Source organism: Flectobacillus rivi, from assembly GCF_030056655.1.
GTDB lineage: Bacteria > Bacteroidota > Bacteroidia > Cytophagales > Spirosomataceae > Flectobacillus > Flectobacillus rivi.
This window is the reverse complement of record NZ_JASHIE010000003.1, coordinates 357,936-374,884: the sequence shown is the minus strand read 5'-3', so window position 1 is coordinate 374,884 and position 16,949 is coordinate 357,936. Positions and strand designations below refer to the sequence as shown.

Below are 16,949 nucleotides of genomic sequence, written 5' to 3'. Positions count from 1 at the left end.
TTGTACACTATTTACCACCTCTAATCTAAAAGGATAAGAAAGGGTATTTCTAATGAAAGTAGGGAAGGATAAAAGCTGTAAAGAAAATGAGTTTGAGTGATGTTATAGAAATAATTGTGGTTAGTGAAGAAATTAGATATTTTATGTACTTTTATGGTATGTTTTATCGCTAGTCTAATTTATAAAATTTAATGGATTTTTCTCTGGTTTAGGTATCGCCATAATGGTTTCTATTACTCTATTTCGCTACACCATTTATCTGCAAGTATTTACACTGCATTAGGTGAAAGATATAAGGAATTAGAAAATCGTTTTACCTCAGTGTAGTCCAAAAACAATGTAATCCACATATATGCGCAAATTTCTACTAATACAGCTATTCATATTTGGCTGTTTTCTACAGGTTTTTTCACAAAGCCTAGTTATGACAAAAATGCTCCAACCTGCTCAGAGTACTCTTTGTGCAGGGGCGAAATTTATCATCGCTTACCAAAAAACAGGTAATTTTAACTCTGATAATAAGATTAACCTACAGTTTGTTGACTATTACAGCAGTAGTAGAGTAATCCTAAATATCGATACTAAAGATTCTTCTGGTTATTTGGTAGGAGTGTTTCCTGATTTCTTACGAATTCCTGAGTTAAACTACTATCTTTCTGATAGTTATAGCTCTATGACATTGCGAATTGCATCTACTTCACCTGCAGTGGTCTCTGCACCATTGGTTTCATATTCGACTTTCTCACTTGGAATTCGCCCGAGTATCAGAATAGATACAACAAGTACAACTATTGCGCGAGACAAAGTTTTACAACTCAGAATATCTGGCAGTGCTACAAGTCCATTTTCAATTACGACCTCTGAAGGTACAGTGTATTCAGTGAGAAATTATTGGCTATCGTTCGCAGATGAAAGGGTAAATACTTACCCTAATAAATCAGGCGATTTTTATATTAAAGAGGTTTCAAATATTTGTGGGATAGGAACGTCCCAAGGAAAGGTAAAGCTTTCAGTTTCGGATAATTCATTGTATATCTCCAATTTATCCAGTACAACATATTGTACAGATGGTAATATCAAGCTCAGTATTGAAAAAAGAGGAACATGGAATGCAGATAATAAATTCATGATTCGATTTATAACTAGCAATAACCCTGCTCAGTATTATGATGTGGAGGCAAAAGAATCAGATGGGATTGTTTCTGCAAAAATTCCTGGACTAGTACCACGTACCAGTTTTAATTTAAGTGTGGTGGCTACAAGCCCTTTCACTATTTCACCTGCTCATACAACATCAGTGAATGTAAATGAAGGCGCAAAAATTGATATTCAGTCCGACGCAAAGACTGTTAGATATGGTAGTTTGGCTTATCTCAATCTCAATTCTAGTGGTCTTTCACCTATCAATTTTGAGTTGACGGACGGGTTTAAATACAATATCGGTTACACAGGATCCATTACCTCAATTCCTATTTACCCTACCAAAACTTTAGATTATAAAATTAACAAGTTCACAAGTGAATGTAATACTGGGGAAGGTGTTAACGTAAGTAAAGTGACGGTAACGGATGCTATTAAAGTTGAAGAAATATTAACTAAATCGGTTTGTCCTTCAGGGGTGTTTAAAGTGAGATTCTCTAGTCAGCCAGTAATGGAGGTCAATACACCCATAAATATGGCTCTTTTGTTTAGCGATGGAAATAAAACAGCACTTACAGGGAAGGTGACAGAGGCTGGTTTAGCGGAGTTTACTTTTCCGAGTTCAAACCCGAATGAAGGCAAAACCTTTACTTTTGGTCTTTTCCCCAATCCGTTAATAGGTTCAACATTCGAGTACGGAGCTACTCGATGTCTTTTCAAATCAATCCCCAAATTTGCCTACAGTAATACTAGTAACCCTTATATCATTGAAAAACCAAGCTGGGCTTATGGCAGTCTTGGTTTTTCAGGAGGAGGAAGTATTGAATATGAAGATAATTTTGGTAAAAAATCTACACTCTTTATGCCCGAAGGTGGTGTAGCCTATTTTAATTTCAAAGTCTATGCCTCAGATAATATGACATATAAAGTCAATAAGGTATCGAATGAATGTGGGGTGAATAATGATATAAAACTGAGTTTGGATATTCAAGTTTTAAACCCTGTAAAAAGTCTAAAACTCCTAGCTCCATTTGGTCAAGGTTCAACCATTTGTGCTGGGTCTACACAGGAGTTAACCTTACAGCGGTATGGTACTTTCGATGCTGGTGCAAGATTTTATTTGGATTATTTAGATGATTCAGGTTTTATAGTTGAGGCTGGCGTTGGTGAGTTTATTAATGATAAGTTGTCATGGATAGTACCCTCAAAGTATTCCACTATCAATTTACAGGTAAGAGCCTCTGCTCCCTACACTACGGGCGAGAGGTATCTTGTGGAGGTTGGGGATATTCCGACTTATTCTGGACCAAAAGAAATTAATGCCATTGTGTCTAATAGCAATTATTACAGCGGGACGTTAAGATTGGATAACAAGCTGTACACTACAGCTGTGTTTGCTAATGGACAGAGAGTATCGGGATATGGAGGTTACTTAGGTTATTCCTTTGATGTAGTGAACTCTGGTAGTTTTGCAATCAAAAAACTGACGAATGGCTGTGCCACAAAAGATGTTGATATCAAAATAAATGTGAGATTGGCTGACAGAGTAGTTGAGTTTAGAGGCATCAACTACAATGTTACTGCATGTGCTGGTAAAAAAATAGAGCTTAGATATACCGAGATAATGACCAGACCATCAAACCGTGTGGCAAGTTATAAGTTAATGCTCTTTAAAGCGGATGAAACCTTATATTCTAAGCAAGCTATTCTGACAGGAATCAAACAGAGTCCTTTTGAAGTAACTTTACCCCAAGACCTAGCAGAGGTTAATTACAAGTTCCGATTAGTTGATGAGTCAGATTCACTCTTGTATAGTTACGCAAAAGAAATTCGAATTCAAAAGGCTCCTAATGTATCTGTTGTTTTGGCTAATAATCAAAAAGATATTGAGCTGAGTTATGGTGAGTCGATTCAACTTAGTATTGTCGATAATGGAAATTCAACTTTTGAAGGTGTTATAAGAGGAAAGACTGGCGAGGCATATCCTATTGATTACTCTAATTATAGTTACATCAAACTTTCACCTAGTTACTCTACAGTTTATACTCTACCTTCAGTTTCAAATCAGTGTGGAGTACAAGATTTGAATTTTTCTCTTAATGTACGAGTGAAGCCTCAAATTAACTGGTCAGTTATAAACCAAAGTTCGATTGGCTTAAACAATATCTGTCGTAATGATAAGCTTCAGATTAATTTAGCTTCTTATGGGGATGTGGATACTACACAACTTTATAAAGTGTCACTTTTTACGTCTGAAAGTGGCGCTTCTGTATACTATGAAATCGCAAAGATTAAACCTTATGGTCGATACTCTTTATCAATTCCAGCCAATGTTCCACTTGGTTCTTACGCGATGGTTTTACAAAATATTTCAACGCAAAAAGTTGATTTTAGGGGTTCGTGGTATGGTACTTTACTAGAGGTGCCAGAACTTACCATCGCAGGTAATGTCACCACAGTAGCCAATCAGTCAGTTATTTTGACTGTGAAGTCTACAAGTACTGCAGAAGGATACTATTTGTTTAGTAGCAATCCAGCGTTTGAATTAAGTAATGGATCGATTGGCAAAATCACGAATTGGAGTAAGCAAACAGGTTTTATAAGTTTTGTATCCCAAAAATCTGAGACAATTACCTTAAAATCAGTATCTAATCAATGTGGTGTTGCTTCAGGTAAGGGTTCTGCAACTATTACTGTTTTACCTGAATCTGCCAAGTATATTTTAACCTTGGGTTCAACCTTGAATAATGGTTATAGCTACCTTTGTGCAGGAACAGAAACAAATGTAGGTTTCAAATTAGTAGGTATTACTGGTGCAAATCCTAGTCTTGGACTTGAAATGTCAGATAGCTCAGGGGTTAATTTTAAGGAGATTGAGATACTTGGAGCCTCATATACAACAAATACCATATCCTTTAAAATTCCGAATAACACTCCTGCTGGACAAAACTACCGTTTTAGAGTAATTTCAAAAGAAAGTGGAATAAGCTCAACTACGAGTGTTAACCCTCTCGAAGTAATAAAATCTCCTTCAGCCTCATTTGATACCACCGTGTATTATTTCTCACCAGAAAAGAAGGTTGATTTAAAAGTAAAATTGATGGGTAGTTTTCCTGTAAGTTTTAAATTAGGTACAGATGAATTAAACGCAAAAGACTTTAGCGCACCATCCTCGCCATATACTGTTACTTTGAATCCTACGAGTCCAACTAAGTTTAGATTGTTCAAAGTATCTGACTATTACTGTAGCACAGGAATCATCGGTTCAAACTCAACGGTTAGTCTGGAAATAGTCACTGGCTTCGAAGACATCCAAAAGCTGGGTGTCACTGTTGGACCAAATCCAGCGACAGATTTTGTTATGATTAATACCGATGAAAATGGTATTAAGGCTGAATTAGTTGATGTTGCAGGAAATGTGGTTTCTGAAACAAAATTGCAGTCTGGCAGTAATCAACTTGACCTCAAAAACTACCCGAATGGGATGTATCTGTTGCGCATTAGCAAAGATCAGAAGGTGGGAATATTTAAGTTGATGAAGTTCTAAGTACGTTATTTGTTAATTGTATATTAGTTATTTGAAGGAGGGTATATTCAAAAAATTAAATCTTTCCTTATACTTAATTGATGTTTTCAGAATAGCGTAAACCTGAGTTATCCCGAGCTTTAGCATTGGGATTATTCTCCAAGTTTTTATCACAAAAGGCGTTCGAAAAACTAATTTCGAACGCCTTTTGTGGTGCTATTATGCTAGAAATGACTTGGCTTAAGACGCAATCATTGCGTCTCTACTGATGGAATACAAATTTTTGTATAATCACTCATTCTCTCAATCTCAATTCTCTCAATTTGAGATTATTTCCAAAACTTATAGTTACCCATCGTAACGGTTGTACCAGCAAATCTGTCGCCAATACGTTGTACTTTTTTGGAATAAATAGCAGAAATAATGGCGCCTAATCCAAGTGTTAGATAAAAATCGAATATCACACCAAGCCATCTGAAAAAAGCATGTTTGGGCTCAATCATTTTCCCGTTGAGTAGCCTTACCCTAAGCCCACAAATGAATTTTCCTAGGGTAAACCCAAAGGAGAGATATTCGAAGAATAGTTCATACAGTACACAAAATGGAATAAACAAAATCATCTCTTGAAGACCCGTAAATAATCCATCATGAGGTACGATAGCGTCTCGGTTGAGAAAGTCATAAAACTTACCAAAACAGTAATTTAGAAAGATAAGGTCAATGAGTCTAGCAAGTGCGCGAAGTAAGATTATTTTAGTTTTTTGCATGGGTTATTTATTAAACAAATCGGTAGGTCCATCATCATGGTGCTATCAATGCTATGTAGTCTTGATAAATGAGATTTCGTGATAAGATTTTAGAAATTAGACAAAACGATTTCTTTTTTCATCAGAAACCAATAGACTTTTGCTTACGAACTGAACTAAAAATCCAACCTATGTATTTGATTCTCTACCGTAAATTTAATCGAAACGCTATTCTTTTGTGCAGGATGTTGGGTAGGGTACCAATTTCTTCCTGTTCTGGACAAAATTAATAAACCATTGTGGTCACCTAAGGCTGTAAAGTCAGAAAGAATTGGACCTTTTTCAAAATAGTTCAATCCATATTCTTGAATTAATTCTTCTGCAAGAGTCAAAGGCTCATCACTTACCAAGCCAATTTCACTAACACATCGAATTAAATTGCTTGAAAAGCTCTCTGAACTATGATCATTCAGGTCTTTACGGGCAATAAATTCTAAAATATTGCCATTATTGTCATAAAAATAGACAGCCTGAGCATTCCAATCTTCAAACTTTGTAATAGATTGCTCGTTGGTATCTAGAATTACTTCAACTTTGCTTTGTAACCAACTTAAGGCTGATTCTACTTGGTTTTGTGGAATGTTGAAAGCAAAATGATAAATTGTGTTAAAGGATAGGTTTTCGGTAAAACGTATTAGCGAAGTTCCAACCCTGAAAGTCACTTCATGTTGATTTTTTGTTACTACTTCAAAATCGAGAAGCTCTTGGTAAAAAGCAGTAGTTTTTTCAAGATTGTTAGTGAGAAGCTCAATAGAAATAATGTCCATTTTTTGAAAAAGTTTGGGGAGGTTGTTTACCTATTTTAAACCTTTTAGCAGGTAAATCGTTCCAAGAACTCAGGAAAGGTTTTTTACTTTCGTGCTCCTTTTTATGATGTTTTTACAAAATTTACACTCAATCAACAAGTTATGCATGTATTACTAGTGGAAGATGACCCCAAATTGGCAGGGTTTATTCAGAAAGGTTTTTCTAGCGAAAATATTAATTTAGATATAGCTTACGACGGTTTGATTGGTCAAAGAATTTTGTCACAAAAGCCCTACGACGTAGTAATTTTGGACGTAAATCTACCAAGTATCAATGGATTTGAGCTTTGTAAGTTTGTTAAAAATAATTGGGCATCTACTCCCGTGATGATGCTAACCGCATTGAGTACCATCGAAGATAAAGAGATAGGATTCAATGCTGGTGCTGATGATTATTTGGCAAAACCCTTTGAGTTTAAAGAGCTGTTACTGAGAGTTAAGGCGCTTGGTCGTCGGAATATGTTTGTTTCTAAACCAAGCAAGATTCTGGAAATTGCTGATTTGAAATTGAATCTGGATACGCAAGAGGTAACTCGTTCAGGTAAAAAGATTGAACTTACCAAACGTGAATACGATTTGCTGGAATATCTGCTACTCAATAAAGGCAAAGTCGTAAGTAGGGTAGATATCTTGGAAAAAGTCTGGGACTTAAATTTTGATACAAATACCAACGTCATCGATGTGTATATTACGTATCTGAGAAGGAAGTTAGATAAAGATTTTGAACCAAAACTGCTTCATACTATTATCGGTAGAGGCTATTCCCTACGAGAAGAATGACCATTAAGCAACGAATCATCATTGCCTTCCTCTTTGTAGTGTCGGCTATTCTCATCTTATTTTCTTTGTATGTGTATTATTCTTATGAAAGCTACAGAGAAAATTTGATGCACGACCGTCTGATTTCGAGAACGGAGGCCACAAAACGCTTTGTAAAAAGTCTGAGTCGATTCAAAAAGGAGTTTTTTTTTCCTTTGAGCGAGCAATACGAGGCAGTGTATGATGACAAAAATAAAATCGTTTATACATCAGATGCCAATCATGATTATTTTCCTGAAACAAGTCTTCTTAACCAAATTAGGGCAGAAAAAAAAGTCTATTTTACCTATAAAAATACTCGCTTGGGTTATCCTAAAGAAGGCTTAGGAATTTCCTATTGGCAAAATGGAAGAATATTTGTAGTTATCGTCACCGCCTACGATTTGCATGGACATAACATGAGCGATACATTACGGTACTCCATTTTGATTGGCAATCTCCTAGCGTGGATTATTATTAGTTTGACGGGGTATTTTTTTTCAAAAAGAGCTATGCAACCTTTCGACCGCCTCAATGCTCAGTTGGGAGAAGCGGCCATTTCTGACTTTGGTTTTCGTATCAAAAACTTTGAAAATGAATATAATGAAGCTTCTGTTTTAGCGGATGCTATCAATCAATTATTAGAAAAAATTCAAAAACTGGGAGAAAACCAAAAACGCTTTATTTCGTACGCTTCACACGAATTACGAACCCCTTTAACCGTAACCAAAGGGGTATTACAGACTTCTCTAGCGTATGACCAAAGTGAAGACGCCCAGAAAAACAGTATTCAAGAAGCCCTTACGCAAGTGGATAGAGCCATTGATTTGTCCAATAACTTGTTGTATTTGACAGAAGTAGAATCTATTTCATCCCCGATTTTTATGCACTCAATCAATATCCTCGAATTACTTATGGATACCATTGATGTGATTAATCAGAAATACCCCAAACAACCACTTAATTTCAAAATTGACGATTCCTTCACCGAGTCAGAGGAGGGGGAACTTGTCAATGGAATGTTCCATTTGCTTCGTTCAGCGCTCATTAATGTGTTGGATAATGCCTGTAAGTATTCAAACAAGAAACCTATATCTGTTATCCTTTCTAAGGAATCTCATTTCTTAAAAGTTGAAATCAAGGATCAAGGTATTGGCATTTCGAAGGAAGATATTCAAAATGTATTTTTGCCAATGATGCGTGGTAAAAACAGTACACATATTCAAGGCTCAGGCATTGGGTTGACTTTGGTTAAGAAAATTATTGAAATCCATAAAGGTAAATTCGATATTCAATCAGAAATTAATCAAGGCACCTGCGTATGTATTTTACTGCCCATTGTATAAAATGAGGTTGTTCGTTAATTGTTTATTAGTTAATAGATTTTTGTTCAACAAACTTGAAATAACTAGTTCAAGACTTAGTCTTTGACTTATTTTTTTTTAATAGTTTTGAAACCGAAGTGGTCACTAGCGTTTGTTTAAAATTCCAAAAGCATAAAAATGTAATCCTGTAGAGACGTAATATTTTACGTCTCCAAACAAAATATCCGTCTCCAATACTTCCATCTGCCCATTTCCCCATCCTAAAACCACACAATCTTCCCCTATTTCTTTAATCTCTTTTTAATGTCTCTCTCAGAAGGCTCTTAGTCGTGGCATATACCTTTGATTCATAAACCAATCAGAGATTATGGATAAAAGAGTATTTGTCTATTGGGGAATAGGTATGCTAATGTGCTGTACGATAGGATATTCTCAAAATAGTCCCAACAATTTAAGTATTCAACAAGCCGTCGAAACAGCAACTGCCAACTATCCAACGATACGTGCCAAGATGTTGGCAATAGATGCAAACGAACGTGATGCTGAAGCCAAGAAGTTGAACTATACGATGCCTTCGGTAGTGTTTCAGGCGCAAACCTTGTTTGCGAGTTCTAATCAGGTAAGAGGAACTTATTTTTCGAATGAGGGTGCCGCTATTCCGTCTTCGGGGACTACCAATATCGATGGATTTGCTTCAGAGCCTGTATTTAGCAGCTTTACCACCATTTTGACCAGCTATAAATTAGCCACTTTTGGAAAAAAAGAAGCCGATTTGAAAGTAGCTAATGCCAGTATTCAGCAGGCAAAGTTGGATTACGAAAAGGAAGTCTATGTACATAAAGCAAAAGTATCGGATGCTTATATTCTGAGTTTGGTATTCCAAGAGGCTACCAAAATTCAACAAAAAAATCTGGAACGAGCACAGGCTTTTTACCAAACGATCAAAGCCAATGCCATCGCGGGCTTACGTGCAGGGGTAGATACTTCTTTGGCTGTTGCAGATATTGCCAAAGCTAAAATCTTGCTGATAGAAAGTCAAAAACTGGCAGAGCAGCAAAAAGTGAGATTGGCAGAATTATTAGGTTTACCACAAAACCAATACCAGTTACTCGATACCAAATTGGATGGTACTCAGCCCTTTGCTTTAGCCAATAATTCTTCCGATAATCTTAGTAATCACCCTGTTCTTAGGTTTTTCGAAGCACGCATAAATACCTCAACGCTCAAAATCAATAGTATCCAAAAATCGTATTTGCCTGCCATTATGGCTCGTGGTGCGGTATGGGCAAAGGGTTCGGGGATTGAAGATCACCTGGGTGCCGATGGCAATTATGTCTATAATCAGTCGCTTTCGGGACTTGGCTTTAGAGCCTATAATTATATGTTGGGATTGACTACCGTCTGGAATATGTCTGATATTTTCAGAATCAAAAAAGAAGCATCTGCCCAACATTCACTTAGTCAGGTTTATCAGAAAGAAAGAGATGAAGCAACTATCAAAATTCAATCAGAAGTAGCACAGTCGGCTATCGAATACCAAAAAGCAAAGGAAGTTTTTGAACAAATTCCATTGCAATTGACCTCAGCCAAAGCTGCTTATGCTCAGGCACAGTCACGCTACCAAGCGGGTTTGGGGACTATTCTGGAAGTTACTCAAACCCAAATGATTCTAAATCGTGCTGAAATAGACGAAATCGTGGCACGAAATAATGTTTGGAGGGCTGTGCTGCATCAATATGCTTCAAAAGGTGAACTAAGTGTTTTTCTCAATCAATTTAACTAAAGAATTCGAGCGATAGGGTTTTGATAATTTCAATCACCTATCAACTCAATGATGATAAAATATGGACAAATTACTCACAGGAGCCTTATCGAAACCCATAACTGTCATTGTGGCAATTCTTGGGCTGACGATTTTTTCGATTTTGGCTTTATTCAAAATACCCATTGATATTTTCCCCAAACTGAATTTACCAACAATTTATATTGCACAACCTTATGGAGGAATGACGCCCGCCCAGTTGGAGGGCTTCATTTCTACCCGTTACCAAAACCAAATGTTGTATGTATCGGGGGTAAAGGATATTGAGGTAAGAAATGTACAAGGGCTATGTATTGTGAAGTTGACTTTTTACGAAAATGTAAACATGGCGCAGGCGGCAGGGGAGGTTGCTAACCACGTAAACCGCTCTTTAAATTATATGCCACCAGGGACAGTTCCCCCAACAGTAGTACGATTTGATGCGACTAATTTGCCTGTAGGTCAGTTAGTTTTTAGTAGTAAAAAAGCAAATTTGAATGAGCTACAAGATTTGGCGTCTACCAAAATTCGTCCATTGTTTTCTCAAATTCCTGGGGCTTCTTCACCTTCACCTTTTGGCGGTAACGAACGTACTGTTGTGGTTAGAGTAGATCCCGAAGCAATGCGTAGTTATCAGTTAACACCTGATGAAATTGTGCAGTCGGTGGTTAAAAATAACCAAATTTCTCCTGCTGGGAACGTGCGTGTGGGCGACTATACCTATATGACGCCAATCAACTCGGTGATGAAACACGTAGAGGATTTTTTGAATGTGCCAATCAAAAGATTAACGGGTACTACCGTTTTCTTGCGAGATGTGGCTTCTGTTGAAGATGCCGCCGATGTCACTGTAGGATATGCTTTAGTAGATGGTAAACGTTCCGTGTATATTCCTCTTACCAAGACTTCAGATGCCTCAACGATGAGTGTAGTAAGAGCATTGAAGGCAAAAATGCCAGAAATGCAATCACTTTTACCCGACTATGTAGAGCTAAAATATGTCTTTGACCAGTCGGTGTATGTGACCAATGCTGTCGAAAGTTTAGGAACAGAAGGTTTGATTGGGGCATTACTGACGGGCTTGGTGGTATTACTTTTCTTGGGGGATTTAAGGAGCTCGCTTGTGGTTATCATCACGATTCCAACCTCATTGCTAGTCGCAATTTTGGCACTGAATTTAGTAGGTGAAACTATCAACATCATGACCTTGTCTGGACTTGCTTTGGCCATCGGGATTTTGGTTGACCAAGCTACCGTAGTAATCGAAAATATTCACCAACATTTGGAAATGGGCAAGTCTAAAGCTTGGGCTATTTTGGATGCCACACGTGAAGTTTCGTTTCCTTTGGTCTTGATTACACTTTGTATTTTAGCTGTTTTTGCCCCTGCATTATTGATGACAGGCGTTCCTAAAGGAATGTTTATGCCTTTGTCGTTGGCGGTGGGTTTTTCGATGATTGCCTCATTTATTTTTTCCCAAACACTGGTGCCAGTATTGGCAAACTGGTGGCTAAAAGGACATGACCATGCTAGTAAGCATGAAAAGAAAATATTGAATGATTTGGATAGTCCACACGAAGAGGCTATGGAAGAGTACGAAGAAAAACATCCAGAAAAAACTTCAGGATTTGAGAAGTTCAAATTGGGTTATCTACGACTCTTAGAAAGTTTGATGAATCAGAAAAAGGCTTTAATTCTCGGCTACCTTGTTGTGACGATTGGTGTTGTTGTGGTTGGTTTTATGAAAATTGGAAAAGATATGATGCCCAAACTCAACCACTCTCACCAATTTCAGGTAAGAATTATTGGACAACAAGGTAAACGCATTGAACGTACCGAATTAGCCGTAAAACAGGTCATAGGCATCATTAAAAGCATTGTTCAAGATAAAAACATAGAGATTTCATCGGCATTTGTAGGTATGACGCCGTCTAGTTATGGAACAAGTTCCTTGTACGTATTCAATGCAGGTCCTCACGAGGCGACGCTCCAAGTCAATATTGCGAAGGAATACGAAATGACTTCATTGGATAACCTAAAAGATGAAATTCGTAAAAAGGTGCGTGAACAATTATCAGGTGTAAATGTGTCTTTTGAGCCTATTGATTTAACGGATAAAATTATGAGCCAAGGTTCGTTAACGCCGATTGAGGTGAGAATAGGAGGAAAGGATTTGAAAGATGGGCAAAAGTATGCCAATCAACTAATCACTGAATTAAAGAAGATTTCGTACCTCCGTGATATTCGTATCAACCAACCATTGAACTATCCAAGTTTTGATATTAAAATAGATCGAGTTCGTTTAGCTCAGTTTGGACTAACGGCCGATATGGTATCCAAATCGGTAGTAGCAGCTACCTCTTCGAGCCGTTTTACAGCCAAAAACTTTTGGTTAGACGAGAAGAAAGGATATGCGTATCAAGTACAAGTAGCTTTACCTGAGTACGAAATGTCTTCGGTACAGGATATGGAAAATATTCCACTGATTTCAGGACAATTAAGACCAACCTTGGGAGATGTTGCTACGATTACGCCAACAACTATTCCTGGAGAATATGACCGAGTAGGTCCTCGACGCATCGTCACCGTTTCGGCGAATATTCATCAGGTAGATTTGGGTACAGCGACTGTCGATGTTAATCGTGCTATTGCTCAAGCAGGCGAAACTCCCAAAGGAACTATCGTAGAATTGAAAGGAATGGCAAAGCTTTTAGAAGAAACGCTTCAAAGCTTAAGTTCTGGCTTGGCACTAGCTATTGTGGTGATTTTCTTGTTACTAGCGGCTAATTACCAGTCATTTAAGGTGTCAGGCGTGGTATTAGTGACAATACCTGCTGTATTGGCGGGTTCGATTTTGATTCTTTTGGCAACTGGAAGCACGCTCAATCTGCAATCCTATATGGGCATTATTATGTCGGTGGGGGTATCGGTTGCGAATGCACTTTTATTGGTAACTAATGCCGAAACACTTCGATTAAGCTACAAAGATTCCTATCAAGCTGCCAAAGTAGCAGGAGCCGTTCGTTTGCGACCGATTTTGATGACTTCTATCGCCATGGTCGTAGGGATGATTCCGATGGCAAGTGGTATGAGTGAGTCAGGTGAGCAAAGTGCACCATTGGGACGAGCAGTTATTGGAGGTTTGGTTGCGTCAACTTTTGCTGCCTTGTTGGTATTGCCTGTTGTATTTGCAGCCGTTCAGAAAAATAGCTCGTTAGTATCACCTTCGTTAAATCCTGAGGATAAAAATTAGTATTCAGATTCAAAATATTGAACGTTATGAAACTCTCACATCTTATCATATTAGCGGCTTTGACAAGCCAACTTTTATTGGATTCTTGCACCCAATCCAAATCAGAACCTATCAGCTCTAATACCGAAGAGCAAGTGATATATCCTGCTATTAAGGTAGAAAGCGCTAAACCTAGCCAAGAATTACAAATTCCTGGCGAATTAGAAAGCTACTTTGAAACAGACCTTTTTCCTAAAGTAAACGGATATATCAAAAGAATTCATGTGGATATTGGCGACCGTGTGAGTACTGGGCAAGTATTGGCCGTACTTGATGCTCCCGAACTAAGTTTGCAATTAGCGGAGGCTACAGCCAAAATGCGTTCGGCTGAGTCGCAGCTCAATACGAGCAAATCGGTGTATAAAAGGTTGCAAAAAGCCAATCAAACTCCTGGGACGGTTTCGCCGAATGATTTGGATATTGCTCATTCAAAGATTGTGTCGGATAGTTTGACTTGGTTAGGAACAAAAGCTGTTTATCAGTCTATTCAAGTAATGACAGAATATCTATCCATCAAAGCGCCATTTGATGGCGTAGTTGCCGAACGTCGTTTGTCGCCTGGGGCTTTTGTTGGACCCAATGATAAAAGTGCTGTTGCTATTTTTAAAATCAAACAAGAAAATAGACTTCGTTTAAGAATTCCAGTGCCTGAACGATACATCAGTGCCATTCGTTTGAATCAGCCTATCTCTTTTTCAGTAATGAATTTGCCAGACAAGCAGTTTACAGGAAAAGTAAGTCGTATATCACATAACGTTAACAAACAAACTCGCTCTGAACTCATCGAAATTGATGTTCAGAATCCTCAATTGCAGTTGGTATCTGGTACCTATACACAAGTGACTTTGCCTTTTCAGCGCAATACGACTAGCCTTACTGTACCTAGTTCGGCAGTAGCCACTACCTTAGAAAAATGCTTTGTCGTAAAGGTAGAAAACGGAATAGCTTCGTGGGTTGAAGTTAAAAAAGGTATAGAAGCTGAGGGAAAAGTAGAAATTTTTGGTGACATCAAATCTGGCGATACGGTGCTCAAAACGGCATCTGACGAAATACCGAATGGCGTAGCTGTAAAAACGAAATTATAAGAAAAGCACTGGTCGAGTAATCTGTTTAGTAAAAATGACCAGTGCTCGAAATACTTACCAACAATTTAATAAAACAAAACTATGAGAACCATTATTTCACTTTTGCTTTTAAGCCTATTGACATTTCAGACTAAAGCTGGAAAACAACCCAAAGGCAATCATATTTCAAGAGTTTTGGGTAATAGTAAAGATATTGCCTTGCCAAATATTGCCACGCAGGACATCCGTTCGGTGGACTGGAAAGCGAGTAAAGGGGCGATAGAAGTACATATCAAAGATGGGCAAACTCAAATATTGGATATACATCATTTTTGGGGTTATCAGCAAGAAGATAAAGACGTGTATCGTTTTTTTGAAGGTAATTTTTACAAGGTTGAACAATTAGGAAAACTAGTGGTGTATTCACAAGAAAACTATGTGGGTGATACCAACAATACCCTCTATTATTTTAGTGAAACGCCTGATTCTCCGATTTTATGGATGTCTCGCCAAAATTTAAAAATGGTTTTTCATGATAAAAGTTGTGTGCTTGAACAACTTGAAAAACTTCCTTGGACAAAACCTATTGCTGCTTATTCTAAAAAAGATAAAAGCTTTATGATAGAGAATTGGTTGGAAGATTGTCAATAGTTTGGGCATTTGTGACAGATGTTACAGAATACCACAAATCACTCTGCTAACTTTGAAATACATTGATTGATTAAATAAGATATTTCTAAATTCACTCATTTAGTTTAAAGTTATGCAGAGCAATATCGAAAATTCTTTGGGTTTTTCTACCAAAATGATGCTAGGACTGGTTTCAGTTCTAGTTGTTTTGGTTTTTACGGTTTTAGGTTTAGTGATAAACGAAAAACCCTCAAATATTTCCAACTCAACAGACTCACTTTTAGTAAAAAACTATCAAGCGCCCGATTCCAATTTCACACACTTATGGGAAGCCCCTGCCGATTGGCGATTAGCTCAACTCGATAAAAATCAGTGTGATTTGATTCACTATGGGAAAGATTTGATTGCCAATACTGCTGAATATTTAGGCCCCAATGGCACAGTCTCTCATATTTCAAATGGAATGAATTGTCAAAATTGCCATTTGAATGCGGGTACTAAGGCATGGGGAAATAACTATTTCGCGGTGGCATCTACCTATCCCAAAATTCGTGCTCGTTCGGGAAAACTTGAATCGAAAGAGAAACGAATTAATGATTGTTTTGAGAGAAGTTTGAATGGAAAAGCATTGGATTCGACTAGTAAAGAAATGCGTGCAATGGTGGCATATATGGACTGGATAGGCTCCGACGTAGAGAAAAAACATACACCAAAGGGCACGGGTATTTTTAAATTAAAACTACTCAAGCGGGCTGCTGACCCTACAAAAGGTGAGGAAGTTTACACCCAAAAATGCCAAAGTTGTCACCAGACAAATGGGCAAGGAATATTGGCTGAAGGAGGGAAGAAATTTACTTATCCTCCGCTTTGGGGCAAAAACAGTTATAATGATGGCGCAGGTTTGTATCGCTTGTCCAACTTGGCTGGCTATGTCAAATACAATATGCCCTTAGGTGTTACTTACCAGAATACTCAACTGAGCGACGAGGAGGCTTGGGATGTTGCTGCGTATATCAACTCACAAACCAGACCGCATAAAGATTTGAGTCAAGATTGGCCTAAAATTGCAGATAAGCCATTTGATCATCCTTTTGGACCCTATACTGACCCTTTTTCAGAACTGCAACATAAATACGGTCCTTTCAAAGCTATTAAAGACTGGAAGAAGAAAAGAAATTAGTTAACTTTAAGTGCTTCTGTTCACAAGCTAGTCTTCAATATTTTAAACTCAAATTACTCTATAACAATGAAAAAAATACTTTTTTGGGCATTGGCATTCTGGTGCATAGCAAGCCTTCCCTCGTTTTCACAAAAAACTAAAAAAATGAACGAACACGCTATCGTATTTCATCTGGCAACGCCCGACACTGCGGCTTATCGAGCATTGACCAAACAATTAAATAACGTTTTGGAGGTTTGGCCAACCGCCAAGTTAGAGGTCGTTGTACACAATAAGGGTATTGGATTTATGAAAAAAGAAGGGAACGTTCTCACTTCTCAAATAGAAGCACTCACCCAAAAAGGCGTTGTTTTTGCGGTTTGTGAAAATACCATGAAATCCCAGAAAATAACTAAAGACCAAATTCTAACTGTCGCTCAATACGTTCCTGTTGCACTAATCGAATTAGCACTCAAACAAGAGGAAGGTTGGTCGTATATAAAGGCAGGGTTTTAAGCTATTGCGGATTGGGGATTTCTGATTTCGGAAATATGAGAGGTTGCCTCTACAACAACATTCTTGAGAAAAATCTTCTTTGAGCG

The 16,949-nt window shown here is 37.7% G+C and carries 11 protein-coding genes; 9 read left to right on the top strand and 2 right to left on the bottom strand.

Features of this window, described 5'->3' with window-relative positions; translation table 11 throughout:
* Positions 1-424: 424 nt before the first annotated feature.
* Entirely contained in the window at positions 425-4,687 is a 4,263-nt protein-coding gene (locus QM481_RS05875; protein ID WP_283381038.1) for a T9SS type A sorting domain-containing protein, read from the top strand.
* Between the two features lie 308 nt (positions 4,688-4,995).
* Here the strand turns inward: QM481_RS05875 and QM481_RS05870 are convergent, their stop codons facing one another.
* Both QM481_RS05870 and QM481_RS05865 read right to left on the bottom strand, forming a co-directional pair.
* Positions 4,996-5,433, bottom strand: a complete 438-nt coding sequence (locus tag QM481_RS05870; protein WP_166552768.1) for an RDD family protein — start codon at positions 5,431-5,433, stop codon at positions 4,996-4,998.
* A 155-nt stretch (positions 5,434-5,588) separates the two neighbouring features.
* A complete protein-coding gene (locus tag QM481_RS05865; RefSeq protein WP_283381037.1) occupies positions 5,589-6,239 on the bottom strand; it encodes a VOC family protein in 651 nt (216 codons plus the stop codon).
* A gap of 141 nt (positions 6,240-6,380) precedes the next feature.
* Between QM481_RS05865 and QM481_RS05860 the strand changes: the two genes are divergently transcribed.
* The 8 genes from QM481_RS05860 (at position 6,381) to QM481_RS05825 (ending at position 16,863) form a co-directional block, all read left to right on the top strand.
* A complete protein-coding gene (locus QM481_RS05860) occupies positions 6,381-7,058 on the top strand; it encodes a response regulator transcription factor (RefSeq protein WP_283381036.1) in 678 nt (225 codons plus the stop codon).
* Positions 7,055-8,422 carry a HAMP domain-containing sensor histidine kinase gene (locus QM481_RS05855; RefSeq protein ID WP_283381035.1) on the top strand — a complete coding sequence of 456 codons (1,368 nt, stop codon included), beginning with the start codon at positions 7,055-7,057 and terminating at the stop codon, positions 8,420-8,422. Before QM481_RS05860 ends, QM481_RS05855 begins: the two co-directional genes overlap by 4 nt.
* 346 nt (positions 8,423-8,768) lie before the next feature.
* Positions 8,769-10,184, top strand: a complete 1,416-nt coding sequence (locus QM481_RS05850; protein ID WP_283381034.1) for a TolC family protein — start codon at positions 8,769-8,771, stop codon at positions 10,182-10,184.
* 61 nt (positions 10,185-10,245) lie between these two features.
* Positions 10,246-13,455: an efflux RND transporter permease subunit gene (locus tag QM481_RS05845; RefSeq protein ID WP_283381033.1), complete on the top strand. Its 3,210-nt coding sequence runs from the start codon at positions 10,246-10,248 to the stop codon at positions 13,453-13,455.
* 26 nt (positions 13,456-13,481) lie between these two features.
* Complete coding sequence (locus tag QM481_RS05840; protein WP_283381032.1) at positions 13,482-14,579, top strand: efflux RND transporter periplasmic adaptor subunit; 1,098 nt, start codon at positions 13,482-13,484, stop codon at positions 14,577-14,579.
* 81 nt (positions 14,580-14,660) lie between these two features.
* On the top strand, positions 14,661-15,209 hold the full coding sequence (locus tag QM481_RS05835) for a hypothetical protein (RefSeq protein ID WP_283381031.1): 549 nt from the start codon (positions 14,661-14,663) through the stop codon (positions 15,207-15,209).
* Positions 15,210-15,321: 112 nt separating this feature from the next.
* On the top strand, positions 15,322-16,368 hold the full coding sequence (locus QM481_RS05830; RefSeq protein WP_283381030.1) for a c-type cytochrome: 1,047 nt from the start codon (positions 15,322-15,324) through the stop codon (positions 16,366-16,368).
* A 66-nt stretch (positions 16,369-16,434) separates the two neighbouring features.
* On the top strand, positions 16,435-16,863 hold the full coding sequence (locus tag QM481_RS05825; RefSeq protein ID WP_283381029.1) for a DsrE family protein: 429 nt from the start codon (positions 16,435-16,437) through the stop codon (positions 16,861-16,863).
* Positions 16,864-16,949 lie beyond the last annotated feature (86 nt).

Bases quoted from the DNA above. Each gene is read 5' to 3' on its own strand.
- QM481_RS05875 (WP_283381038.1), top strand. From the start codon at position 425: ATGACAAAAATGCTCCAACCTGCTCAGAGTACTCTTTGTGCAGGGGCG.
- QM481_RS05870 (WP_166552768.1), bottom strand. From the start codon at position 5,433: ATGCAAAAAACTAAAATAATCTTACTTCGCGCACTTGCTAGACTCATT.
- QM481_RS05865 (WP_283381037.1), bottom strand. From the start codon at position 6,239: ATGGACATTATTTCTATTGAGCTTCTCACTAACAATCTTGAAAAAACT.
- QM481_RS05860 (WP_283381036.1), top strand. From the start codon at position 6,381: ATGCATGTATTACTAGTGGAAGATGACCCCAAATTGGCAGGGTTTATT.
- QM481_RS05855 (WP_283381035.1), top strand. From the start codon at position 7,055: ATGACCATTAAGCAACGAATCATCATTGCCTTCCTCTTTGTAGTGTCG.
- QM481_RS05850 (WP_283381034.1), top strand. From the start codon at position 8,769: ATGGATAAAAGAGTATTTGTCTATTGGGGAATAGGTATGCTAATGTGC.
- QM481_RS05845 (WP_283381033.1), top strand. From the start codon at position 10,246: ATGGACAAATTACTCACAGGAGCCTTATCGAAACCCATAACTGTCATT.
- QM481_RS05840 (WP_283381032.1), top strand. From the start codon at position 13,482: ATGAAACTCTCACATCTTATCATATTAGCGGCTTTGACAAGCCAACTT.
- QM481_RS05835 (WP_283381031.1), top strand. From the start codon at position 14,661: ATGAGAACCATTATTTCACTTTTGCTTTTAAGCCTATTGACATTTCAG.
- QM481_RS05830 (WP_283381030.1), top strand. From the start codon at position 15,322: ATGCAGAGCAATATCGAAAATTCTTTGGGTTTTTCTACCAAAATGATG.
- QM481_RS05825 (WP_283381029.1), top strand. From the start codon at position 16,435: ATGAAAAAAATACTTTTTTGGGCATTGGCATTCTGGTGCATAGCAAGC.